A 24579-nucleotide genomic window follows, 5' to 3' on the forward strand; every position below is an offset into this window, starting at 1 on the left:
CTCCCAGAAATAAAGTAAGGTTACCCTTATCTAATAAGGATGGTGTTTGCGTGGACGATATTGTAATGGATCAGGTTGTTGAAGGCGAGTATGGGTCGGCGAAGGAAAAATCTGTCGCTGGCCAGAACGCGATCCGTCAGCTATCGCAGCCAGTGAAAGGCAAACTGTTTGTCGCGCAGGTCTTAGCGTTCGCCTCTGGTGTGTTGGCTATCGCACCCTATGTGGCTTTGGTGGAGCTGGGAGCTGCGCTGATGCAAGACCGGGTGGACCCGGCGCGGGTGAACTGGATCGTGATGCTCCTCGTCAGCGCATACATGGCCCGGTTGACCTTATATTTTGTTGCATTGGGCGTGACGCATTTTATTGACCTGTCGTTGCGTAATCAAATGCGCCGCCAGATTGCCGCCCGCATGTCGACTGCTCCGCTGTCGTGGTTTACCCGCGAGGGTGAGGGAAAGATCCGCAAGACCATTCAGGATGATACGGCCACGGTGCACACAGTGATTGCGCACGGGCCGATTGAGAAACTGAACGCGATCGTATCCCCGCTCGCCTTGTTGGCCTATGCGTTCGTGGTGGATTGGCGGCTCGCTCTGCTGTCGATTGCGACGATTCCGATTTATGTGGGCATGTATGGCATGTCGATGCGTGGGATGAATGAGAAGACCGCGCAAATGGACACCAAGCTCGCTCAGGTTTCGGCAACGATGGCCGAGTTCGTTGCCGGTATCTCAGTGGTGAAAGCGTTCGGCAAGGTCGGCCAAGCACATAAAGCCTATTTAGATGCAGCTAACGAGTTTTCTAAGTTCTACCGGGCGTGGTGTATGCCGCTGGTGTCGATGTCGGTCGCCTCATTTTCGTGGGTGTCGATCCCGGTGTTGTTGATCGTGAACCTTGGCGGTGGCGCGTTGATGATGAACGCCGGTTGGGTGAGCATCTACGAGGTGATAACGACCACGTTGATCGCCTTGGTGTTGCCGGGAGCGTTGATGGCAATCGCAACCATCGCCTGGTCGTACCAGCTCGCAGGGTCTGCGGCAGTGAGGTTGGTGAACGTCATGGAGCTACCGGCGTTGAGTCAGCCCGATGCGCCGCAGACGCCAAAGGGTCATGATATTGAGATTCGGGGTGTGTCGTATGCCTATGACGAGACCCAAGCGTTAGACGAGGTGAGCCTGAGAATTCCGGCGGGGACGGTGACTGCGCTGGTTGGGCCTTCGGGTGCGGGAAAGTCGACGTTGGCGAGTTTGATTGCCCGCTTCGATGACCCGGACGCTGGCACGATCACTATTGGCGGGGTTGATCTAAAGAGCATTTCCCAGGATGTGTTGTATTCGACGGTCGCATTCGTCCTGCAAGATGCACAGCTTATTCGCGACACCATCCACAACAACATTGCCCTAGGCGCGCCAGACGCAACCTTGGATCAGGTGCGGCAGGCGGCGCGGGCGGCGCAGATCGACGAGTTCATCATGAGCCTGCCAGATGGTTACGACACTGTGTTGGGTGAGGATACCCACGTTTCGGGCGGGCAGGCAGCCCGTATCGCGATCGCCCGGGCGCTCATGGTTGATGCCCCAGTGTTGGTGTTGGACGAGGCGACGGCGATGGCGGACCCGGAATCGGAATCGAAAATCCAACAAGCTCTCTCGACTCTTGCCAAAGGCAGAACCGTGATTGTGATCGCCCACCGACTGGCCTCGATCAGAGGGGCAGACCAAATCGTCGTCATGGAACGCGGGCGCATTGCTGTGGTCGGTAAACACGACGAGCTGGTGGGTAATGCGCACTATCAGGCACTTCTTGCCCAAGGTGCATGCGAGGAGATGACACGATGAATCAACTATTGCTGCCACGCTTTAAGCGTTTGATGGAACCCGCCTCGTGGCGAGACCTCTCGGTCGGTCAAGCGTGGGGTGCGGTCTCAGGACTGTGTCACGGCTTTGCCCTGCTGACTCTGCTTCCCGCAGCAAGTGCCCTAGCGACCGGAATGCCGGTGTGGGGGTTATCGTTTTGGGGATGGCTCATCGCCTTGGCGGTAATCGCGGTGCTGGGCGTGGGCACGGAGTTTTATGGCATGCGCACCGGCTATATCGGGGCCCTCGGGTTCATTCACGACGTACACCAAGCGGTCGGCAACAAGGTAGCCCGCCTACCGTTGGGAGTGTTCGATTCGGGTAGTTCTGGACGGCTGTCGCGCATGGTCACCCAGGAAATGATGAACTTGGGTGAGTCGGCGGCACATTTCATTTTTTCCCTCGTCCAAAAACTCTCAGCCGTGCTGGTGATCACTGTGGGCACGTGGTTCTGGGATTGGCGGCTGGGACTGACCTTGACGATCGCCTTCCCGATCATGCTCGCCTTCCTTCATATCTCCCGTGTGCTTCTCGATAAGGGCAAGCAGGTTTCCGAACCAGCAGAATCGGAGCTGGCGGCTCGCATGGTCGAATTCGCCACCTGCCAAGGCGCGCTGCGCTCCTGCCATGTCGCCGATGACTACCCGGCCCTTGATCGGGCATTCAAACAGGCTGACCGCAAAAGCCGCAAAGCATTGTGGATCGAAACATTAGCGAACCTGATAAACGGAGTGTTCGTCCAAGCCCTTGTCGTGGTAATGATTTGGCTGACCGCCCAACTCGCCCTCGGCGGGCAGATGAATGCGTTGAACGCTGTGGTCACCATCGGCATGTGCCTGCGGTTCACCACCATGCTCCAAGACATCGGTGGCTGCATGACCGGGCTGGAAGAACGCCGCCAGCAGATGAATCACGTCGACAAGGTCATGGACGCTCCCGAACTGTCCGAACCCGATGTCTCCACCCCGGTGAGCGCTCCTGGTGATGTTCGTTTCGAGGACGTCGCCTTCGGCTACGATCCGGACACCCCGGTTCTCCGTGATACTTCCTTCCATGTCCCGCAAGGCGGCATGTGTGCCCTGGTTGGCCCTTCCGGCTGCGGAAAAACCACAATCGCGAGGTTGGTTGCACGTTTCTGGGATGTGCAGTCCGGCAGCGTACGCGTTGGCGGGGTTGATGTGCGCGAGCAGACCACCGAAGATTTGATGCGCCAGATATCCCTGGTCTTCCAAGACGTCTATTTATTCAATGACACGCTCGAGGCCAACATTCGCCTTGGCAACCCAGAAGCCACCGATGAAGAAATCAGGTGGGCGGCTGACCTGTCGGGCGTGACGGAAATCGTCAACCGGCTCCCAGACGGCTGGAATTCATTGGCGGGTGCTGGCGGGCGCGCACTGTCAGGTGGGGAACGCCAACGCGTCTCTATCGCCCGCGCCTTGGTGAAGAAAGCCCCAATTGTGCTGTTCGATGAGGCCACCAGCGCGTTGGATGCGGAAAATGAAGCCAACATTGTTGCGGCGATGAACGAGCTACGCAGGCACTCCACACTGATCGTGATCGCCCACAAACTTGAAACCATTCGCCAAGCTGACCAAATCATTGTGCTCTCCCACGGTGGGCGTATCGCCCAGCGCGGGTGCCACGACGAGCTGGTCAACCAGCCAGGTCAATACCGCGATTTCTGGCAAGAGCGCATCAACGCCGCCGGATGGCAACTCGTCTAAAACACAGCACTGTTCACAATCATGAAAGGAATAACTATGTCCACACCCACGTCCTCGCGCCTAAACACGCGCGACTTCATCAATATCGGCGTCTTCACCGCTTTGATGTTTGTCATCGTGTTTGCATTCGGAATGCTCGGGTTCATTCCGGCTGCCATGTATGCCGGTTTCTTACTCTCCATTCTCGTCAACGGCACCGTGTTCGCGCTGTTTACTGCCCGCACTCCGAAGATGGGGGCATTGACCATCATGCTGATCCTCATCGAAGCCCTCTTCTTCGTAACGGGTCATTGGGTGGGAGGAATCGCGATCGCCGCTGTGTTCGGCCTGCTCGCTGACTTGGTGATCACCAAGGGGCCGAAGAACGTGAAAGTTCGTGTCCCGCTGGCATATGCACTGTTTATCCTGCCAATCTATGTTTCCCCGTGGATGCCGCTATTTATGAACCAAGACGCATATATGTCGCAGATCGCCGAACAAATGGGTGCCGAGTATGCCGCGAAGATGGCGCAGGTTGTCACGATTCCGATTCTGTTGGGCTTCTTCGTCGTGATGCTCATCGTTGGCTGGCTTGCTGGTCTGTTGGGAACCCGAGTGGCGCGCAAACACTTTGAACGGGCCGGTCTTGTCTAAACTTCCCGACCCGCGCACGATTATCGTAGCGCTCGTCATCGTCTCCACCACGATCTACAGTGCCTACTCGCCGTGGTTCGTGTGTGCTCTGGGCGGATTCGCCGCCGTGATGCTGGCGAGCGCTACGATCAACCCCAACACGCTCGTGCGCCCGAGCTGGGTGGCCGTCTACCTGGCCACGTTTGCGGCTCTCGGCACACTCGTCTTCGTGATACCACTGGTGTGGAAGTCAACGGCCAGCGCGTTCCTCGTGCTGTTTTTGCAGTGGATGTGGCGATTCAGTGTCAGCGCAGGAATGGGAGCCTACGCGATCGGCGTGATCCGACCTGCCACCTTGCAAAAAGCACTCGCCAGCTCACGGATCCCGACTTGTTTCACGATCCCGATCTCAGTCGCGTTACGTGTGCTGCCCGTGATCGGCCACGAGGTTAAAGCGATCTCAGATGCCATGAAACTACGCGGCATGTCCGCGCTTTCCCTGCGTTCGGCCCAGTACTTCACAATCCCGCTGCTATCGACCGTGGTACGCAGCGGAGACGAACTGGCATCGGCCGCCCTTGTACGCGGACTGGGCGGAACCGCAAAGCCCACCTCAGTCACGGTCGTGAAATTCCGTGTGATCGACGCGGTCATTCTGCTCATCGTTATCAGCTTCGCGATATGGAGAATCACCCTATGACAACAGCCCAAGCAACTGGGGTCACCTTCACCTATCGGGGAGCAGACCACCCCTCAATCAATGACGCAACCATCACCATCACACCTGGAACCGTCACCTTGCTGTGTGGCGCGTCAGGGTCGGGGAAAACCACCGCGCTACGGCTGTTTAACGGGCTCATCCCGCACTTCCACGACGGCGACCTCACCGGAACCGTCACAGTCGACGACATTGACGTGGCACGAGCAGACCTATCAGAGCTTGCCCACCACTGTTCGACAGTGTTTCAAAACCCGCGCACCCAGTTCTACACCACCCACGTGCGCCAAGAACTCGCCTTCGGCCCAGAAAACCTCGGCCGCGACCCTCAAGAGATTTGTGTGCGCATTGACGAGGTTGCAGCCGAGTTAGGTATCGCTGACCTGCTGGAATCCCGCGTCACACAACTGTCGGGTGGGCAGATGCAACGCGTGGCCTGCGCCGTCGCCATGTGCAACAACACGTCGCTGATCGTGTTCGACGAACCGACCGCGAACTTGTCCGCTGACGTTATCGACCAACTCGCCACACTCATCGCCATGCTCAAAACCGATGGACACACCATCATCATTGCTGAACACCGGCTAAGTTTCCTTTCCGAGATTGCTGACCGTGTCTACTGCTTCGACAAAGGCAACATCGCCCTCACCGCAACCGGCGAGGAGTTTTATGCCATGCCAGATGAGGAGCGTAAACAGCTTGGGCTGCGATCCCTAGTGACTGTGCCTATGCCACAACTTCCGGAACCGGCAGGAGATGGGCTTGAGATTGACAACCTCACCTTCGCCTACCGCCACGGAAACCCGGTTCTCAACATCGGCCATCTGCTCTTCCCGGCAGGGAAAATCACCGCACTGTTAGGCCCGTGCGGGTCAGGAAAATCAACACTGGCACGCATCATCTGCGGACTCGAAAAAGCCAAAGGTGCATCCATCACACTCAATGGGCAAAAATTCGCCAGCCGGGACGCATACCTTGTCATGCAAGACCCCACCCGGCAGCTATTCTCAGACACAGTCATTGACGAAGTTACGCTCGGGGCAACCAGAGTCGAAAAACAACACATCGACGCCCACGCGATCCTTAAAGAACTCGACCTCACCGACCACGAGTCCGATCATCCGCAAGCGCTGTCTGGTGGGCAACGCCAACGCCTTGTCATCGCCACAGCACTTGCTGCGAACAAGAAGGTCTACATTTTCGACGAGCCGACATCAGGTGTGGGCTACAAGCACCTCGTCGCGATCTCACAAGTGATGCGCAAACTCGCTGACACTGGTGCCGTCGTCATCGTCATCACCCACGACGCTGAACTCGTTACCGAAGCCGCCAACCATAGCGTCCGCCTCGACCAAATCAACGCCTGCTAACGCAAACGCTCACTCAGTCGAAAGAGAGGAAAGCGTTTCTGCAGGTCAGAGCAAACGCGCTACACACTCGCTAACGGAAGGGAATTTCTTGACCCCCTTGGGGCATACTCGCTAACGCAAAAGGGTACTTATCATTTTCGACGTCTAAGTGGAGCGGGCGACGGGAATCGAACCCGCCTTTACAGCTTGGGAAGCTGTCGTTCTACCGATGAACTACGCCCGCAATGGCGTCACTTTCTTCTCAAAGACGCTTCACGATGATAACTGTTTCCGAGCGCTAACACCAATTCAGAACACAAAGTGGACACCCACGCAAATCGCGCCACACGCATTACGCCTACCATAGAGGCCGTGACCATCACGCAGCATCAACCGGTACGCCCCGTCGTGGGCGCAGCAATCGTCGACAGTCTTGACCGGCCCCACCAGCTCCTGGCAGCGGCACGCTCCTATCCACCCGAGTTGGCCGGCCGGTTCGAACTTCCCGGCGGAAAAGTGGAGCCAGGTGAGAACGCGATGGATGCCCTCGTCCGTGAGGTGCGTGAAGAACTAGGGACGACTATTGAACTGGGCGCCCAGGTCGCAGGACCGCTCGACGGATGGTGGCCGATCCTTGGGACACGCACAATGGCCGTGTGGCTGGCGCAGGTCTCGCCGGGTTCCAAGGCGCCGCGAGCTGGATCCTCCCATCAGCGTATTCAATGGGTTCCGCTCGAGGAAGCGCTGAGGTTGAACTGGCTGGATCCTGATTTTCCAATCGTGCAGGCGATCATTGACCAGTGCGCATGAACCGACACGGGTGAATCCCCGCTCTCATTTTCCGCTGGCACCGCGCTATTCGCGCACTCAGCAGATTTCAACATAATTTGACGACACACAGTACGCTTCTGTCAGAATACAATTATGCCGAAGATTATTGGATCGACTCTTGCGGCTCATCGCGAGCTGACTCGCAGCCGACTTTTTACTGCCCTGTCAGAACTGCTGTCCGAAGAACCGTTCGATGCCATCACCATGGCACAGATTGCCGAACGTGCCGAAGTGGGTCGAACTGCCGTGTATAACCACTTCAGCGACAAGGAAGCTCTGCTGCTGGCATTCATGGAGGATGCCACCGCCAAGTTCGCTAACTTCCTCAGGGACAAGCTGGCCGGAATTGACGATCCGATCGAGCAACTCACCGTATATCTGCGCTCCTATCTCGATCTCAAAGATCAGTTTCATCTCGCATCGAGCATCACGCTGAGCAAGCAGGTATCGTCACAGCACACTGCCCGCCTCCATGACCACGCCGGAATCGTTGAGCATATCCTGCTCCACATCCTGGAAGCAGCAATGGCACAGGGGCGCATTCCACAGCAGAACTTGTTGACGCTGGTTGCGCTGATTCACTCATGTCTGGCCGGCGTGCGAGTACCGACACATTCGCCTGCAGACTCACCGGCAGATGCGCCTGACAACGCGCGCGCAGGAAGCGACGAGGATGCCGCGAGCCGCACCGATGCCCGAGAAGCCACAATCGGCACCGTCGTGGCGTTTATTCTCAGAGCGATCGGTGTGGCGGCCGATGAAGTTTCCCTGCCTCCAGCTGAGCAGCTTGAACGAGCACACTCGCAAACCTCCGGCAGCACCGATTCTCTCGCGATACTGCGCTGCCCTGTTGCGCACGGCTGATACTCACAATACGGCCACTCAGCACGAGTTTCCTGACTCACAGTGAGGCGAGGATCTTCACAGCCTGATTGCTCCAGTCATGGAATAATCGTGCATACAGCACAGTTGAGATAGGTGAAAGGCTGCGGACCGACCGTAGACCACTCATGATGGGAGGCCCTATGAGCACTGTTGAACTGACCAAAGAGACATTCGAGCAGACAATCAAGGACAATGACATTGTCCTGGTCGACTTCTGGGCAACGTGGTGCGGACCGTGCCAGCAGTTCGGCCCTGTTTTCGAAGAAGCGTCGAACAAGCACGAGGACATCGTCTTCGGCAAGATCGACACCGATCAGCAGCAGGAACTGGCCACCGCCATGCAGATCAGCTCAATCCCCACGGTGATGGGTTTCCGCGATGGTATTGCCGTTTTCCGCCAATCCGGCGCTCTGCCGGCAGTCGCGCTGGAGGATCTGATCACTCAGATTCAGAACCTCGACATGGATGATGTGCGCGCCAAGATCGCAGAGCAGAAGAACCAGTAGGCTTTTCGCACTCACGCGTGAACGCAGTCGCCCTCGTCAGTTATTGATTGACGAGGGCGACGCTGTTTGTCTGGGGCGCAGGTGGATGGAAGCTAGCCGGCGAGCAGCTCCTGAGCGACCAGTTCGGCCAGTTGCACCGAGTTCAATGCAGCGCCTTTACGCAGGTTGTCACCGGCCACAACGAGCACAAGACCCTTACCGTCATCAACGGCCTGATCCTGGCGGATCCTGCCGACCAGCACGTCATCAATGCCGGCGCATTCGAGCGGTGTGGGCACATCCACCAGGCGCACTCCGGGAGCCTCGGCCAACAGTTCGCGCGCACGGTCAGGAGTGATCGCGCGGTCGAACTCGACGTGGATCGTCAGAGTGTGACCAGTGAACACGGGCACGCGCACACACGTTCCCGACACCTTCAGATCCGGGACGTGCAGGATGCGGCGCGACTCATTGCGCAGCTTCTGCTCCTCATCGGTTTCGTCTGACCCGTCATCGACGAGCGCCCCCGCGAAGGGCACCACGTCAAAGGCGATCGGTGCGACGTATGTGGACGGTTCCGGCAAGGTGACGGCCTGGCCGTCCAGTGTCAGTTTGCTCAGATCCTGGTGCGCGCCGGCACGAATACCTTCTTCCAGTTCACGCACGCCTTTCAGCCCGGATCCGGAGACAGCCTGATAGCTGGAGACGAAGAGGCGGCGCAGGACACCCTCGTCGTGCAGGACTTTCAGTACCGGCATCGCGGCCATCGTGGTGCAGTTCGGGTTCGCAATGATGCCTTTGGGACGCTGCGCGATATCCTCGCCGTTAACTTCGGACACGACCAGCGGCACGTTCGGATCCTTGCGCCAGCCGGAGGAGTTGTCCACCACGACCGCGCCTTTTTCAACGAAACGTGGGGCGTAGGTACGTGAGGCGGTGGCTCCGGCGGAGAAGATTGCGATGTCGATACCGGACAGGTCAGCGGTTGCCACGTCTTCGACGACGATGTCCTGGTCACGCCAGGTCAGTGTCTTGCCTGCTGAACGTGCGGTGGCAAAAAAACGCAGGCTGGTCAACGGGAAGTCGCGCTCATCGAGCAGGGTGCGCATGACAGAGCCCACCTGGCCGGTGGCTCCTACGACGGCGACGCTCAAGTCGCGCTGGGTGTGACTACGGGTTTCAGGCGTGGTCATCGTCCTGTTCCTCCATATACGACGGCTTCAGATTCGGTGGAATCCAGACCGAAAGCGGTGTGCACTGCCTGCACGGCGCGGTCAAGGTCTTCCAGCTTGGTCACCACAGAGATGCGGATCTCTGAGGTGGAAATAAGATCAATGTTGATGCCGGCCTGGGACAGTGCGCCGAACAGTTTGGCCGATACGCCGGGGTTGGTTCGCATGCCAGCTCCAACCAGGGACAGTTTGCCGATATCGGGGTTGTACTTGAGTTCCTTGAAGCCCAGTTCTTCGCGCGCAGCTTCCAGCGCCTGCATGACGTGGTCGGCGTCCTCGGCGGGCAGTGTGAAGGAGATGTTGGCGCGATTTTCCAAGGTGACGGGAATGTTCTGCACGATCATGTCAATGTTCGCACCTTGCTGCGCCACCAGTTCAAACAGGCGTGCGGCCATGCCGGGTGAATTCGCAATGCCGACCACGGTGATCTTGTCCTGTGACCGGTCGTGAGCAATGCCGGAGATAATCGGCTCTTCCATTGGGTCCTCCTGGTTGGCAGCTAACGCAGCTTGAGGGACGAGGCCGGCCAGTGCAGGGTTTGCGGGTCTGTCGGAAATCCATGTCCCATTCTTGTCGGAAAAAGATGAGCGCACATGCAGCGGAACGTGGTATCGACGAGCGAACTCCACTGCCCGAAGGTGCAGAATCTTTGCTCCATGTGCGGCAAGTTCGAGTGTTTCTTCCTGACTGATGGTGCGCACGCGCCGCGCGGTCGGCACGATGCGCGGGTCAGCAGTGAACAGCCCGTCAACGTCGGTGTAGATTTCGCACACGTCGGCGTGCAAAGCGGCAGCCAGGGCGACCGCTGTCGTATCGGAGCCGCCGCGACCCAGCGTCGTCGTTTCGTCATCTTCTGATATTCCCTGGAATCCTGCGACGATGGCGACCTGACCGTCACGGATGGAGCGCGCTACGCGTTCGGGCACCATGCCGACGATTTGCGCTTTACCGAAGTGAGTGTCGGTACGGATGCCGGCTTGTGCACCGGTGTAGGCCTGTGCAGGCACGCCGCATTCATTGACCGCCATCGCCAGCAGTGACATGGAGATTCTTTCCCCGGCTGTGAGCAGGATGTCGAGTTCGCGGTCAGGTGGCGCGCTGGTGATCTGGGCGGCTGTGTCCAGCAGATCATCTGTTGTGTCACCCATCGCTGAGACCACCACGACGACCTGGTGTCCTGCATTTCGAGTGTCCACGACACGCTGGGCGACCCTCTTCATCGCGTCTACGTCTGCGACAGATGAGCCACCGTATTTCTGAACAATCAGTGCCACTTTGTCTCGTTTCCTTGTGATCAACCTGGGATGGGTTTCCCCTTCATCCTATGAGTCTGCGACTCGTGACGGAAAGGTGCCCGCTATGCGGTCGCGTGGAGTTATTCGGCGCGACGGCGGCCTTCGAGCGCGCGCCCCAACGTCACGGGATCTGCGTATTCCAGGTCGCCACCCATTGGCAGTCCCATAGCCAGGCGCGAGGTCACCACGCCGATTGTGGACAGGGTGCGCGAGAGGTAGGAGGCGGTTGCTTCGCCTTCAATGGTGGGGTTCGTGGCCACGATAACTTCTTGAACCGTGCCGTCCTGAAGGCGAGTGAGCAGTTGACGCACACGCAGTTGATCAGGCCCCACGCCATGAATCGGGTCGATCGCTCCGCCCAGGACGTGATAGCGCCCTTTGAACACTCTCGCATTCTCAATGGCACGAATATCTTTGGGCTCTTCGACAACGCAGATCACTGATCCGTCGCGCGCGGGGTTACGGCAGATGGTGCACTGGTCGGCTTCGGTGAGATCACCGCAGATTTCGCAGTGGTGTACTTTTTCGCGCACGGCCTGGATGGCGTCCACCAGGTGCGTCACGTCATCGGGTTCAGCGTCGAGCAGATACAGGGCCATGCGTTGAGCTGACTTGGGTCCGACACCGGGCAGCATTCCCAATTCATCGATCAGGGTCTGTAAGGCGCCTTCAAACACGAGTCACACTCATCTTTCTTCGCTCTGGTCTTTTTCTTCGATCACTGTACCGCCGAGTATCTCCAGTATGGCCGGCAACCCGACGCTGGTCGACATCTCCAGATCCACGTCATCCATGCTGGCCGAGTCATCCTCATTGGGCGGCACGATAACTGGGTCAGGTTCACCACCAGGTGCGTCGTGGCCGTACGGGGCAGCGAAATGCTCCTGCTGGCGATGCGGCCGTGTACCGCGCACCTCTGCCTCGTGGGCGTGAGTATCGCCTGTGCCCTGCTCCCCTGCTTCGTCAGCTCGTTCCTGCTGCACTTCACGGATCGCTTCGGCGCGCATCTCCTCCACGCTGCCTGGTGAAGGGGTGTTCTCACCCTGCGGTTCAGGTGGTGTGGATGTGCGAGCTGTCGACGGGACGGCCTGGTCTGTGTCGTCACTGTCACGCACGTCCTCAACAGCGTGTGCCACTCCTTGAGGGCGACTGCCGATCTTCTGCTCCACTAATTGTGCGGCGTGCTCGGCGTTCTGCTCGTCATGGTCGCGGTCGCGCAAGGGTTCGGCGCGACCGGAAGTCGCTCCGTCTCCCTCGCCCTCGTCGTTTTCGTCGTCCTCGTCATCAAAGATCGGGCCATGTGCGGCTCGAGGTGGCTGTTCTGTGCCATTCTCGCGCTCAAATGGACGATGCTGGCGTGCTGCCGGATGAGCGTCACGCTCTGACTGGTGATCACGCGCTACCGGGTCAGAGTGGACGGGCTCGGAGGAAGACGCCGATGCGGCCGGTTCAGATGCCTCGGCACGTCCGCCACCGGGTATGGCTACCGGCCCCCAGCCGTCATCATCGTCATCGTCGTTAACTGTCGGAGTCGAGGGTGAGGGCGGCGCTGAAGGCTGATCAATTTGTGGGCGTGACGGCGCCTGCGCTGCCTGTTCGTCGTGCGTTGCCTGTTCAGAGCGCATCGACTGTTGGCTGGGCATCGCGCCGTGCTGCTGAGTGGACAAGGGCGGCTCGTGACCTGCAGTGCGCTGGGGCGTGCCCTCGTTACTGGGCCCGTGTGCCTGATGATCAGTGCGTTGCGATTGCTGTGGAACCGATGCAGGCGTAGTCAGCGACGCGCCGCCTACTGACTGCGCGATCTGAGCCCTGACCTGCACGTCTGCACCGCACACGTCGTGGACTGCGCGGGCGACGTCCTGGGCTCGGGAACCCGAGTCGAATGCCTTTACCAATCCTGGAGTGGTGAAGCTGAGAATCACGGTAGATTCGTCCACTCCTCCCAGCTGGGCGTGAGAGTCCACGAGCGACCATGTGGCTCGGCTGAGCGAAGCGATACGATCGACAATTTCCTGCCAGCGCATGCGAATCGAATCTGCAACCGCGCCGCTTCGATGAGGTTGTTCGGACACAGCGTGCTGTTCAGGCGCAGGGTGGTGGCCGGGACGGTCAGGTTCAGGACGCCTCTGCTCAGCCTGACGCTGCTCAGTCGGGCGCTGTTCAGCCTGGCTCTGGCCATGTTGGCTGTGTTCTGGCTGACCGTGCTCGGCTCCCGGTGCCACGTCAGATGCCCGCGTTGCGTGTGCCGGCCTGTCCTGCGTGCCGGCTTGGGGCCTAGGTGCTCCCTGCGTCTCCCCGGTTTGCTGGGAATGCTGAGATTGTTGCTCGCGACGACGACGCAGATCCGCTTTCGCCTGAGCCGCGCCATAAGTTCCGCCGCGCTCGTGGTCATACTGACCATCGCCAGCACCACTCGCACGACCAGACTCGCTGCCACTTCCGGCACTGCCATGTCCAGCATCACCGCCTGGCGACTGGTAATTCGGTGCGCCTCCGCCGACTGTTCCCACCGTTCCGGGGAAGCCCTCCTGGTCCTGCGGCGCTGCCACCTCTGTGCGGGATGCAGGTGAAGTCTGTGACGGCACCAGGATTCGGCCCAACAACAACTCCAGCTGTATACGCGGAGATGTCGCGCCCACCATGGAACGCAAGGCCTTATCAGTCAGATCGGCTGCGCGCGACAGGTGGTACGGCCCCCAATTTCGGGCCTGCACCTGCATGCGTTCAAACTGGTCACTGGGCGTTCCCGCCAGGACATCGACTGCCGCATCTCCCGACACGGCGATAATCAGGAGGTCACGCAAACGCTGCAGGAGGTCCTCAACGAACCGACGAGGATCATGGCCCGACTCCACCATGTGCTCCACAACTCGGAAAGCGGCAGCACCATCACCGCCCGCGAGCGCATCAACCGTCTGATCAAGCAGAGCAGTGTCGGTGTACCCCAGCAACGCAACAGCAAGGTCATAGCTCAGCGCCCCCTCCACTGCGCCAGCCATCAGCTGATCGAGGACCGACAACGTGTCGCGCACAGACCCTCCACCCGACCGCATCACGAGGGGAAGCACGCCCGCGTCTGGATGAATCCCTTCTTCCTCACACAGATGCTCCAGATACGGTTGCATCACGTCCGGCGGCACCAGTCGGAACGGGTAGTGATGAGTACGCGAACGAATCGTCCCGATCACTTTTTCGGGCTCAGTCGTGGCGAACACAAACTTCACATGCTCAGGGGGTTCTTCAACCAGCTTCAGCATCGCGTTCGAGCCCTCTTTGGTGACCATGTGGGCTTCGTCGATAATGAACACCTTGTAGCGGTCGCGCACGGGCGCAAAGGTGGCGCGCTCACGCAGATCCCTGGCATCGTCAACGCCGCGGTGTGAGGCTGCGTCAATTTCCACAACGTCGAGGGAACCGGGCCCGCCAGTTGCCAGTTCGCGGCATGATTCGCACTGTCCGCATGGGGTGTCGGTCGGCCCCTCCGCGCAGTTCAGACAGCGTGCCAGGATTCGTGCCGACGTGGTCTTTCCACATCCGCGTGGTCCTGAGAACAAGTAGGCATGTGTCACTCGGTCGGCACGAAGAGCTGCACGTAACGGCTGCGTCACGTGGTCCTGGCCGATCATCTCATCAAACGTATCGGGCCGATAGCGGCGGTACAGAGCTGTGGTCACACTCGAACCTTAAAGGTATCCATAGGCATTTGGCGACACCAACCGTCCTGAACAGCAACGACGATGATAATAAAGATCCTCCGCGCACCCGGCAGAGCGCCCTTATCCTTGCTGCCTTCCAGCCCTGGGGAGGTTCGGACGGTACCGTCACGCGGAGGACCGCCATCTAGTCTACACAATTCCAGCTCACTCAGCGCGCCGCGTCACCCTCGTCAATTACTTCGACCAATGAGGCCATGAGTTGCCAGCTGATAATTCAGGAATCGTTTCCTCATACCCTTTCTCACTGGCATTCACGAGGCGGTCACGTGCTGGATAAAATCGCGCATCGTTTCAGCAATATCCAGAGAGGGGTCATTGAGCCACAACAGCTGCAAACCTTCGACTAACGCCCTAATTTCATGCGCCAACTGCTCAACATCAACGTCGTTTGACAGCCTGCCAACACGCTGTTCCCGAAGCAGTTCGATGCACAATGATTCTTGAAAGTCCTCCTCGCGCTGGCGGACGAAGTCATGGGCGGGATGCTCAGCGTCGATCGCCTCCAGCGTCAAGGTTGTGTCCAACCTGATAATGGCCGGCATGGTCATATTGTGTGCCAAGACCTCAGGTAGAGCAGCTAAGAGCCCCCGCTGTTCAATCAATTCAGATCGCCAGTCTCTCTCACCTTCTTCGCGCTGCTCCAGCACAGCTTGAAGCAAACCGTCTTTTGAGCCGAAATATCTCAAGAGCGTCGTATGCGAGATGCCTATTTCATCGGCAAGTTGACGCATCGAGAGGTGACGAAATCCGTTTTCACCGATGGCTTTAGCAGCAGCAGCAATAATCCTTGTTCGTCGACGCTGACTGTTCATATAAGGACCACGCTGCTTTCCGGTCATCTTCCCTCCTCGACAGTGCGCATGACCTCAAGTCTACAAGACAGTAGAAATGAAACCTTTCATCTTGTTCCAAAATAGTGTATTTTTAGAACACGAAGGTGTGCCATATTGGTTCACTTTCAATAAGGAACAGCTTGATGACGAGCTTCAGCTTCCGACTATCGTTCAAAGGAGTTCGAATGAAACCAGAAAAGAATCAGGCACCCGATCCTGCTTTAGCTGCGGACGACACTGCGGCCGAGCTTTCCACGATCAGTGCCGGTGCAAATCCAGCAAATATCCATGCAACAACCGCCGCGATCGGCCACGACGACACGCCCCAGCTCACACCTGAGCAAGAAGAGGAGGCGCGAATTGTCCAGGTTTTCGGTATCCCCAAGCGGACTATCATCCTCGTTCTCATCGCGGCTGTCGGAATGTACATCATGGCAATGAGTCTCGGCACCGCACTTTCGCTGAGAATCGCTTCAGTTGCCCCTGACACCAAAGATGTTATTTATTCACGAATCGTGTCAATCGGTTCGCTCCTCATGTTGGTCATTGTCCCGTTAGTGGGGGCGTTATCTGACCGTACAACCTCACGTCTCGGCCGTCGCCGCCCGTGGATCATTGCCGGTCTTGTGACAACTTTGGTATGCGCACTCGTTGTCGGAGCAACGTCGAATGTCGTCCTCATCGGTATTGCATACGTGATTGGCGTGTGCTCGATGCAGGCCGGTTTCAATGCGTATGCAGCAATTCCCGTTGAAGCAGTTCCTGACCGCATGCGCGCCCGAGTGATGGGGATCATGGGGCTGTTCGGCGCATTGGCATTTTCCGGCGGTACCTACCTCACTGGTGCACTTGTTGGGGTACCTCTTCTTTTGATGAGTGCTCCGGTGCTGCTTGCTGCGCTTACGTCGATTCCTCTCTTGCTTCTCTATAAGGATCCTCAATTCGGCCACAGTCAAGTGCCCGACATGAACGTGGGACAAATGTTCAAAGGAATGTTCGTCAATCCCCGAAAGCATCCGAACTTTGGCATCACCTGGCTCGCACGATTCCTCGCAGGCATCGCCATGGCTGCTTTGCTGACATATTTCGTGTATTACCTCATCGACGTTATCCATGTTCCACTACCTGAGGTTGGGCAAAAAGCTGGTCTGCTCACTTTGCTGTCAGCGCCGATTTCCGTCATCTTCTTTACCGGGTCCGGCTGGCTATCCGATAAAATTGGAGCACGCAAACCTTTCGTCGCAGCTGCAGCAGTATTCATGTCTCTGGCGCTCGTCATCGGAGCCTTCTCACACAGCTTTGGAATGTTCATCGTTGCGTGGCTGGTATTCGCAGTAGGACAAGCAATGTATCTGACCGTGGACTTGGCACTTTGCGCGTCAGTTCTGCCTGATCAGAAAGACGTTGGTAAAGACATGGCTGTCTTCGGTCTGGCGCTCAACATCCCCAATATCGTCGTCCCGGCGGTCGCACCGATGATCCTGGCTATCGGATCCGGTAAGAATTACATGCTGCTGTGGATTATTGCGGCCATTTTGTGCGCCTTCAACCTCGTTTTGATGCCTCTCATCAAGGGCGTCAAGTAAGTCCAGAAAGGAATGCCAACTCATGTATGCCACGTCATCTACGAATACCACCGCCGGCGCGCCACACTTCCCCGACTCATTCCTGTGGGGTGTTGCCACAGCGTCCCATCAGGTCGAGGGAGGTAATGCGAATAACGACATATGGTTCCTCGAAAACCTGCATGACACGTTTTTTCATGAGCCTTCTCTCGATGCCATTGACCACTATCATCGCTTTGCAGAAGACATCGACTTGATCGCATCTCTCGGCCTGAACACATATCGCTTTTCTCTGGAATGGTCGCGCATTGAACCGGTGGAAGGACATTTTTCCCTTGCTGCAATCGCCCACTACCGCAGAATGCTTGAGTCTTGCAAGTCACACAATCTGACAACAGTCGTGACTCTGCATCACTTCACCTCTCCCCTCTGGCTCCTGCGGCAAGGGGGCTGGGAATCAAGTAATACCCCAGCGCTTTTTGCCCGGTACTGCACATTTGTGATGGAACAGCTGGGTGACCTCATCGACTGGGCGTGCACTCTGAATGAACCAAATCTACCGTGGCTTCTTGCTGAGATGGGACTTGTCGAAAAGAGCCCTGATCAGCGCAAGCATAATCCGGCATTCGTGGAAGCAGCCCGTCAATTTGACCTGCTTCCAACTCAAATTGCACCATTCCAGTTCACGGCAACGCGCGAAGGGTTTGACATCAAGGTCGAGGCCCACCGCAAAGCTCGACAGGCAATTAAGGCTGTGTGCCCTGACACACCGGTGGGATGGACACTTGCAAATTCCGATATCCAGGCTGCAGAGGGTGGAGAAGAACGTGCAAGGCATATGCGCGCTGAGGTCAACGAGCGTTTCCTTGAGGTCAGCCGAGATGATGATTTCGTGGGGATCCAGACATATGGTCGTCACCTCATGGGTGCTGAGGGCCCGGCAATTGTACCGGAAGGTGCATCGACCACCGCTACGGGGGAAGAGATCTATCCCGAAGGATTGGAGGCCACAATCCGTCAAGCAGCGGAAATTGCCCGTGTACCTGTCTTGGTAACAGAAAATGGTCTGGCAACTGATGATGACGCTCAGCGAGTCGATTATATTCGACGAGCACTCCTAGGCGTACGACGCTGTTTGAATGACGGCATCGATGTTCGAGGCTGGATCTGTTGGAGCGCATTTGACAATTTTGAGTGGATCTTCGGCTATGGGCCGCGATACGGCGTAATCAGCGTTGATCGCTCAACATTCGAGCGCAGCGTCAATCCCTCCGGATATCTCATTGGTCAGATTTCACGAACCAATGGGGGTGCACTGACTGAGTCAGCCTGATCTGACAGCTTGTGGGGCTGCTCAATTCAGAGCAGCCCCACAATTATGTCCAATTAGGGTTAAACGACAAGACACACGCTTGACGTTCCCTCAATCATTTGACAGAGAGCAACCTGACCGGTCCTTGTAGACCGTATGCCTTGACAGTCGTCTGATGCAGTTGTTGTTTTCCGGTGACCTGAAGCGTGATCACGTCGAAAATGTCATCGTAATAACCGCGAGCTATCAAACGATTATTGAGTGAAGACGACACGCGCACGACAATTTCATTCTTGCCTGAGTGCACCATGCCGGAAATGTCAATTGTCGGGCTTGACGTATCAAATCCGACTGGATCACTTCCGTTGACTTGTACTGACCCCAGTCCGCCGCTTGTGTTGCCTAGGTCCAGAATGAGCCGTCCAAGCTCATTCAAGTTACACTCTTCCGGCATCGTGAAGACTGCACGATACTCTCCCACACCGCTTACTTCTGGTCCGACTTCTTCAAGTTCGCACCATGGCTTGAGCTCACTGTCAGAAACCTTGATTGTCGAGATGTCGGTTGTGGGACGCACTTCGGTAGTGACGTATCCCAGGCCGCGATCTTCTGTTACTTCTTCATCTTCGCCAGCGTCCCAGCTTTCAACTTCGATTTCCCACTGATTGAGCAGAGCCAGCTCCCTGACACTCGACGGGCTAGTCTCCATCAATGAGTCAGCAGCCTCTTCATCGATCACCATAATCGCCGTTTCACCTGGACCAAGATCCACATGAATAAGGGTCGAGGAATCGCGATATTGAACGCCATGATGCTCGTAAAGCTTCCCTGTCCAACAATCGATGTCTTTGACGGTGGCACGGGCAGGAATAACGATATCCGCCTGTGCGCGATCATTGTTTTCGTACAGGAAGTTGTAGACGTACAGATACCGGTATCGACCTTCCTGCCTCATGTGCGTGAGCAGCTGCCGGTTAGGCTCGGTAAATTCAGCTCGCCCCTGCACACCCAACGCCCGCAGCGCATTGATTGTTTGCGCGGGATCGTCTGTTACTGCCACGTTTGACAGCTGAGCAAGCTTGGTGATGACCTCGCGAAGTTCATCATCTTTTCCATCTAATCCCGGTGTTCGTGAAGCTGCATGATGATGGACGATGTACTGCTGTTTTGCGAGGAGTTTGAGCTCGCGAGCTCCGTTGACAACGAGAATTGGTAGCCCCTGGCGCGCCCAACGATACAGGAGCTCAGCGACATCCAGATCAAGAGCTTCCTGATAGACGATCAACGCCTGATATCCTGGCCCGTCTTCCTGAACAGTGTTTCCATCGCATGAGACATCGTCTCTGAGCAGAAGAGTCGGATCAAAGAATTCATACGTCCATCCGGCATCCTGCATGCCCAGATCCTGCCACCAGTGGTTTTCCCGATTTCTCATCCACATGTGCCCATAGGCGTATTCATCCGGAATTCGTTTTCCACTGGAATCGAGAAATATGGTGCCTGACGTGTTGTCGGTGAAGTGGTCGGTACGCAAGATTCCAACATCGATTCGCGGCTTGCCCTGACGCAGAATGTACTGTTTGCGTCCAACTGCTTTGTTCCACAGCGGATAGAACTCTGAAGCAGGTTGCCGCAGATCAAATCTCTCTGAGAACATCGGCCACATTCCCTCATGGCCTGGCCAGGATGTCGCACCAGGCGCACCGGCCATACTTGACCACCCGTGAAGCACCGTCTTCGTAATACCGGCCGCAAGCTGTGTCGCAATGATCTGGTCATAAAAGCGATGCTCCAGCATGTGATTACGCGTAGTGGCGCCAGTTTCGGATGAATACTGTTTTCCGAACAAATGAGCCGGCCCTGCGAGGAGCCTGTATGCATCGATCTGCGATCCAAATTCTAGAGACTCGGTTTCGATGCCATCAACTTCAGGTCCTGGACAGGTGAGCTCGAAAGGAAGTCCGTAGCTGATCTCCGAACGAAGTTGGATCCCGTTTTCGTGGAGAAAAGCTGCAAACGGACGGAGCATATGGTCGATATACAGGTCGGTCAGCGTACGAACGTAGTCAAATCTCACTTTCTCGACTTGTTGTTGTTCCTCTGCTCCCAATGCTTCATAGTGATAAGTCGTGTCCGCCGCCATCAAACCGGTTGTGCGCACGAGGAAGGGGAGCCACGTGGTTATCTGGTATCCGCGACGTTTTTCGAACTCCTCGGCAACGCAACGCCCCCAAAACATTCCTCCTCGTCCCCACGTGTTGAGTTCCAGCGAGTCCATATACATCTGCGCTCGGGGATTTTGCTGGATTTGCTTGCGGAGCTCCGGGGTCAGAACGACATGCTCCCAGTAATCAATGGCTGCGTCTACACCTTCTTTGTCAAGATAGTTGACGGTGTAGTTCACGCTTGCAGACGGAGAAGCTGTTTGTCCGGTTCCGTGCGACCAGAAGAAGAAGATCTTCCATGTTCGGTCATCTGTTTCAGAAGGCTTCCATGATAGTTGCTCATCATGGACACAGTCAGTCAGATCTGTTGCCGCATGAATATCAAGAATTTCCGCCTCATCGCTGTCGTCACTTTCGGCCATGGGTGCCGCTACTACTGCGACAAGGTGTTGTTGCTTTGGCGCAACGCGTCCGAGAGGTATTGGTCCTAGGTCTTTGACATCCTCCAGATCGATCTGAGGGATTTTCCCGACGAATCCTTCTTTGGCGGTGCACTCCGCCGTGCAATAGTCCAGTTCCTGAGCAGCAGCTGGATCATCCGGATCGATTGTCGGCAAGTTGGCGTTTGACCAGTTTGTTCCAGATGTGAAGCTGAAAGACATGTTGCGTTTCGTTGTTTCTTCCACAACGATCTGCGAATCATGCACCCATTCTTCGGCTCCCCATCCATATCGTGAATGGTCGATATTTCCTTCATCCATTGCAAGAAATTCCATACCGCCAAATCCAAGTTTGTGGGCGGAATCGATCTCGTGCCGCAGCGTGCGATCAGTATGGAGACCTTCAGCCAGCCACCATCTCACCTCTGGACGAAATTCGATTGGTGGATCCAACAAAGCATTACAGTGTTGGTCTTCAAACACGGTGGTTCTCCTTCGAATCTTGGTGGTTTGTTGAGTAATTGGTGGAGGGGGAACGCTTTCTGGCGTTCCCCCTCCACTATTCCGTTCTAGTCGCGAGCAATATAGCTGCTGACGAGCTGGTCAATCTGTGATTTTGTTTCCTCGACTCCGATGATGAAGCCTCCTCCTGTGGCAGCATTTGAAAACTCACTGGCAGGAGCGTCAAACGCCATCTTGAGGAAGTTCATCATGGCGAATTCTGGATCATGTTGAAACTCATTGACATCAGTTTGCTTGATCACTTCCAAGATCTGTTCCCAGAGTTCAACATGGTCAATCACGTCTCTCACAGTCCTAATCGGCTGGAAATCGGGAATCTCGACTGTCCATGAGTATTGACCATGACCGACCTCTTGTTCTTCCATTCCTGGAAGCTGCACTGTGGCGGTTGCTCCTACTGGAATGACAACGCTCACCGTCGCAGTCGACTTGTCATCATTGAGGCGCCATCCGCTTTCAATCTGGCCTACTGGCGTCATTCGTGATGCATGCACATAGTCGAGAGAGCGGGTCAGGAGTGGCCTGATTTGCGTCTTTGTGAAGCCTGCTTCTCCAGCTGAGAGGCCCGCCAGGTCTGTCAGCAGCCATTCAACTACTGCGCCCAGCGCGTAGTGATTGAATGATGTCATGTGCCCTGGGTTGATGGATCCGTCGGGCAGCATCGAGTCCCATCGCTCCCAAATGGTTGTCGCTCCCATTGTTACCGGATAGAGCCATGACGGACACCCCCTCTCAAGCACCAGCCGAATTGCAACCTGCGGATGCCCCGATTTCACCAGTGCTGGCGGAACCAACGGAGTTCCAACAAATCCGGTTGAAATACGGAAATTCCGTTGTCTGACAAGGTCTGCCAGCCGGTCGCCTGCTCCCTGAATCTGTCGATCATCACCTAATAGGTTCCAGCACAGCGCCTGAGAATAGACAGTCGCACAGTCGGAGACTATCCACCCTGCAGCAGTCACATAAGCATCGCAATAGGCTTGACGGACGTTGCCAGCCAGATCCTGGTACTGCTTGGAACGATTGCTGTCTCCCAAAATCCGGTATGCGTTTGCGACGATTTCTGCAGAGTGCGCAAAATACGCAGTCGCTACCACATCTGGGTGTGCCTTTGCAGCCGCTGGATCTTCCGGCGGAGCATCCGGGTCGAGCCAATCGCCGAACTGGAAACCGCCTTTCCACAGGTAATCAGTGGATATTGCGTGCACACCGTCAACAAATGCGCTCATTACAGGAATGTATCGCTGAAGCACCTGCTTGTTGCCCGTCGCCTGGTAGACAGCCCAAGGCACCAGGATGCAGGCGTCGCCCCACGCACATGTCAATTTGGAACCATCCAAGACGTCCGGGACTACCACGGGGATGCCGCCATCAGGGGCTTGTGATGTTGCTACGTCATCCATCCATGAGTTGAGGAATGCGGCTGAATCAGTCAGCGCAAGCGCAGCCGGAGCGAATGCGCCAATGTCACCTGTCCAGCCAAGTCGTTCGTCTCGTTGAGGGCAGTCAGTCGGAATGGTAATGAAATTACCGAGGGTAGACCACAAGCCGTTTTCAAATAGACGGTTGAGTTCTGGATTCGAGCTGTCAAACCATGCTGTTCGTTGTTGCTTGGCGGAAATGACCTTTGCCTCGATGGAATCGGCTAGCTCACCGTCGTCGCCTGGGAACCCCGTGATTTCAGCATACCGGAAGCCGTGCTGAGTCAAAGTGGGGCGGACTTTCACGTCCGAGCCTTCCGCGATGTCATTCAGAATAATCTGATCAGTCGCTTCAGCGTTACGCAACGGTCGGACACCGAGTTCTCCGTTTTCAAGCACTTCAGCATGCCGTATGGTGATGACATCTCCACTCTTTCCTCTGGGGATGGTCACTTGTAGATGTCCAGTCAAGTTCTGTCCGAAATCGAGGATTTTCTTCCCACTCGGCGTTGTAATTACTTCCTGCGGCTTAATAGTTTGTACCACTGTCGGCAGAGGGAGCACCTCGGGGACTAAAGCTGCGTGAGACAATGCGCGGACGGTTACTTCTCGTGCCTCGGCTGGGTCACCTAAATGGGGCCTCCGCAAGTCGATCGTCTGGCCATCGTACAGATCGTTTTTCGTGACATTGCTGGGACGCCATGTCCACGTCTCATCAGTGCCTATTGTCTCACGTTTTCCATCGGAATCGCGGTATGAGACATCAGCAAGCAGCCACAATTCATCGCCGTAAACGTTGGCGCGACCTGGTTCCCACGTGAGTCGTCCTCGGTACCATCCATTACCAAGAATTATCGCCACTTCGTGCGATCCCGGGGTCAGGAACTCTGACACATCATAGGTAGAAACAACGAAGCGTGAACTGTATTCAGTCCATCCTGGCGCAAGCTCCGTGTCGCCTGCTTTTCGGCCATCGATGAAGATCTCGTATATTCCCCCTGCTGTGGCCGAGATTCTAGCTGCCTTCGCTCCGCTCGGAATATCTACTGTCCTCACGACTACAGGAGCAGGGTCAAGGCGCTCAACGCGCGGAATCGGAGTGATTGGACGACCAAGCCAGTCTTCTGCGCACTGTGGACCAGTTTCAATTTCTACTGGTTCTGACCAGGGTGAATAGTCACCACCGGCACCAGTTACCCGTAGCGATAGCGTGTACCGGATTCCTGTTTCCAATGGTGAAAAAGGCCATGCTAGAAAACTATTCTCAGAAGTCTTTTCGACATGACACTCAGATTCTTCTGAGTCAAGATTTGTCAGACGCAGCTCGACCGCTTCCTGATTCCACCCTTGCGGAGCACGCGGCACAACCCACGATATTTGAGGCTCCGGTCCCGTGGCTCCCAGCAGCAGCCCGTCCTCACTCGGAATGCGATGATTGAAGCGAATACCTACCGGCGCGGCAAGTGGGCCAATTGGTTTTCTGACATTCTGACGACTGTGAAGAATTTCCATTATTCTCCTCTCATTTTCTTGGAAGGAGAGCATTATGCTGCGTTAAATTCCCTGCTTCCAATAGCTTTTCAATTAGGTTCCGCAGCCATGATCGAAAACAAGG

General features: G+C 56.5%; 17 protein-coding genes, 1 tRNA gene and 1 other RNA gene. 10 read left to right on the top strand and 9 right to left on the bottom strand.

Annotated elements, in window-relative coordinates; genetic code table 11:
• Positions 1-50: 50 nt before the first annotated feature.
• The 5 genes from BN3002_RS08140 to BN3002_RS08160 are packed head-to-tail and all read left to right on the top strand — an operon-like array spanning position 51 to position 6283.
• Entirely contained in the window at positions 51-1838 is a 1788-nt protein-coding gene (locus BN3002_RS08140) for an ABC transporter ATP-binding protein (RefSeq protein ID WP_058237414.1), read from the top strand.
• Positions 1835-3583: an ABC transporter ATP-binding protein gene (locus BN3002_RS08145; protein WP_058237415.1), complete on the top strand. Its 1749-nt coding sequence runs from the start codon at positions 1835-1837 to the stop codon at positions 3581-3583. The genes BN3002_RS08140 and BN3002_RS08145 overlap by 4 nt, the downstream gene beginning before the upstream one ends.
• A gap of 36 nt (positions 3584-3619) precedes the next feature.
• Entirely contained in the window at positions 3620-4216 is a 597-nt protein-coding gene (locus BN3002_RS08150) for an MptD family putative ECF transporter S component (RefSeq protein WP_058237416.1), read from the top strand.
• The gene (locus BN3002_RS08155; RefSeq protein ID WP_005395771.1) at positions 4209-4895 is read left to right on the top strand and encodes an energy-coupling factor transporter transmembrane component T family protein; all 687 of its coding nucleotides are present in this window, start codon (positions 4209-4211) and stop codon (positions 4893-4895) included. Before BN3002_RS08150 ends, BN3002_RS08155 begins: the two co-directional genes overlap by 8 nt.
• Positions 4892-6283 (top strand): ABC transporter ATP-binding protein, encoded by a 1392-nt coding sequence (locus BN3002_RS08160; protein ID WP_048707901.1) that lies wholly within the window; start codon positions 4892-4894, stop codon positions 6281-6283. Before BN3002_RS08155 ends, BN3002_RS08160 begins: the two co-directional genes overlap by 4 nt.
• 149 nt (positions 6284-6432) lie before the next feature.
• Here BN3002_RS08160 and BN3002_RS08165 read toward each other — a convergent pair.
• Positions 6433-6506 (bottom strand) — tRNA-Gly (locus BN3002_RS08165).
• A 77-nt stretch (positions 6507-6583) separates the two neighbouring features.
• Here BN3002_RS08165 and BN3002_RS08170 point away from each other — a divergent pair.
• The 3 genes from BN3002_RS08170 to trxA all read left to right on the top strand — a co-directional run bounded on the left by BN3002_RS08170 (position 6584) and on the right by trxA (position 8484).
• Positions 6584-7072, top strand: coding sequence for a (deoxy)nucleoside triphosphate pyrophosphohydrolase (locus tag BN3002_RS08170; protein WP_307781422.1), 489 nt, complete (start codon positions 6584-6586; stop codon positions 7070-7072).
• 114 nt (positions 7073-7186) lie between these two features.
• A complete protein-coding gene (locus BN3002_RS08175; RefSeq protein WP_058237417.1) occupies positions 7187-7957 on the top strand; it encodes a TetR/AcrR family transcriptional regulator in 771 nt (256 codons plus the stop codon).
• Positions 7958-8118: 161 nt separating this feature from the next.
• Positions 8119-8484 (top strand): thioredoxin, encoded by a 366-nt coding sequence (gene trxA, locus BN3002_RS08180; RefSeq protein ID WP_058237418.1) that lies wholly within the window; start codon positions 8119-8121, stop codon positions 8482-8484.
• 92 nt (positions 8485-8576) lie between these two features.
• Here the strand turns inward: trxA and BN3002_RS08185 are convergent, their stop codons facing one another.
• From BN3002_RS08185 to BN3002_RS08205, 6 genes are all read right to left on the bottom strand, one after another.
• Entirely contained in the window at positions 8577-9656 is a 1080-nt protein-coding gene (locus BN3002_RS08185; protein ID WP_058237419.1) for an aspartate-semialdehyde dehydrogenase, read from the bottom strand.
• Positions 9653-10969 (bottom strand): aspartate kinase, encoded by a 1317-nt coding sequence (locus tag BN3002_RS08190; protein ID WP_058237420.1) that lies wholly within the window; start codon positions 10967-10969, stop codon positions 9653-9655. Before BN3002_RS08190 ends, BN3002_RS08185 begins: the two co-directional genes overlap by 4 nt.
• 101 nt (positions 10970-11070) lie before the next feature.
• Positions 11071-11667 (bottom strand): recombination mediator RecR, encoded by a 597-nt coding sequence (gene recR, locus BN3002_RS08195; RefSeq protein ID WP_058237421.1) that lies wholly within the window; start codon positions 11665-11667, stop codon positions 11071-11073.
• 9 nt (positions 11668-11676) lie between these two features.
• Entirely contained in the window at positions 11677-14664 is a 2988-nt protein-coding gene (locus tag BN3002_RS08200) for a DNA polymerase III subunit gamma and tau (RefSeq protein WP_058237422.1), read from the bottom strand.
• 68 nt (positions 14665-14732) lie between these two features.
• Positions 14733-14828, bottom strand: an RNA gene (gene ffs, locus BN3002_RS10800) — signal recognition particle sRNA small type.
• Positions 14829-14957: 129 nt separating this feature from the next.
• Complete coding sequence (locus tag BN3002_RS08205) at positions 14958-15545, bottom strand: TetR/AcrR family transcriptional regulator (protein WP_058237423.1); 588 nt, start codon at positions 15543-15545, stop codon at positions 14958-14960.
• A gap of 179 nt (positions 15546-15724) precedes the next feature.
• Between BN3002_RS08205 and BN3002_RS08210 the strand changes: the two genes are divergently transcribed.
• Positions 15725-17125 carry an MFS transporter gene (locus BN3002_RS08210; protein WP_058237424.1) on the top strand — a complete coding sequence of 467 codons (1401 nt, stop codon included), beginning with the start codon at positions 15725-15727 and terminating at the stop codon, positions 17123-17125.
• 22 nt (positions 17126-17147) lie between these two features.
• Positions 17148-18437 (top strand): glycoside hydrolase family 1 protein, encoded by a 1290-nt coding sequence (locus tag BN3002_RS08215; RefSeq protein WP_058237425.1) that lies wholly within the window; start codon positions 17148-17150, stop codon positions 18435-18437.
• Between the two features lie 94 nt (positions 18438-18531).
• Here BN3002_RS08215 and BN3002_RS08220 read toward each other — a convergent pair whose 3' ends face one another.
• Together BN3002_RS08220 and BN3002_RS08225 are read right to left on the bottom strand one after the other, a co-directional pair.
• A complete protein-coding gene (locus BN3002_RS08220) occupies positions 18532-21504 on the bottom strand; it encodes a glycosyl hydrolase (protein ID WP_058237426.1) in 2973 nt (990 codons plus the stop codon).
• Positions 21505-21590: 86 nt separating this feature from the next.
• The gene (locus tag BN3002_RS08225; RefSeq protein WP_058237427.1) at positions 21591-24476 is read right to left on the bottom strand and encodes a family 78 glycoside hydrolase catalytic domain; all 2886 of its coding nucleotides are present in this window, start codon (positions 24474-24476) and stop codon (positions 21591-21593) included.
• Between the last annotated feature and the right edge of the window lie 103 nt (positions 24477-24579).

It is taken from the genome of Actinomyces ihuae (genome assembly GCF_001457875.1).
Taxonomy (GTDB): domain Bacteria; phylum Actinomycetota; class Actinomycetes; order Actinomycetales; family Actinomycetaceae; genus Pauljensenia; species Pauljensenia radingae_A.

Coding starts and splice junctions, on each gene's coding strand:
- BN3002_RS08175 (WP_058237417.1), top strand. CDS start 7,187: ATGCCGAAGATTATTGGATCGACTCTTGCGGCTCATCGCGAGCTGACT.
- BN3002_RS08185 (WP_058237419.1), bottom strand. CDS start 9,656: ATGACCACGCCTGAAACCCGTAGTCACACCCAGCGCGACTTGAGCGTC.
- BN3002_RS08205 (WP_058237423.1), bottom strand. CDS start 15,545: ATGACCGGAAAGCAGCGTGGTCCTTATATGAACAGTCAGCGTCGACGA.
- BN3002_RS08150 (WP_058237416.1), top strand. CDS start 3,620: ATGTCCACACCCACGTCCTCGCGCCTAAACACGCGCGACTTCATCAAT.
- BN3002_RS08210 (WP_058237424.1), top strand. CDS start 15,725: ATGAAACCAGAAAAGAATCAGGCACCCGATCCTGCTTTAGCTGCGGAC.
- BN3002_RS08160 (WP_048707901.1), top strand. CDS start 4,892: ATGACAACAGCCCAAGCAACTGGGGTCACCTTCACCTATCGGGGAGCA.
- BN3002_RS08225 (WP_058237427.1), bottom strand. CDS start 24,476: ATGGAAATTCTTCACAGTCGTCAGAATGTCAGAAAACCAATTGGCCCA.
- trxA (WP_058237418.1), top strand. CDS start 8,119: ATGAGCACTGTTGAACTGACCAAAGAGACATTCGAGCAGACAATCAAG.
- BN3002_RS08145 (WP_058237415.1), top strand. CDS start 1,835: ATGAATCAACTATTGCTGCCACGCTTTAAGCGTTTGATGGAACCCGCC.
- BN3002_RS08215 (WP_058237425.1), top strand. CDS start 17,148: ATGTATGCCACGTCATCTACGAATACCACCGCCGGCGCGCCACACTTC.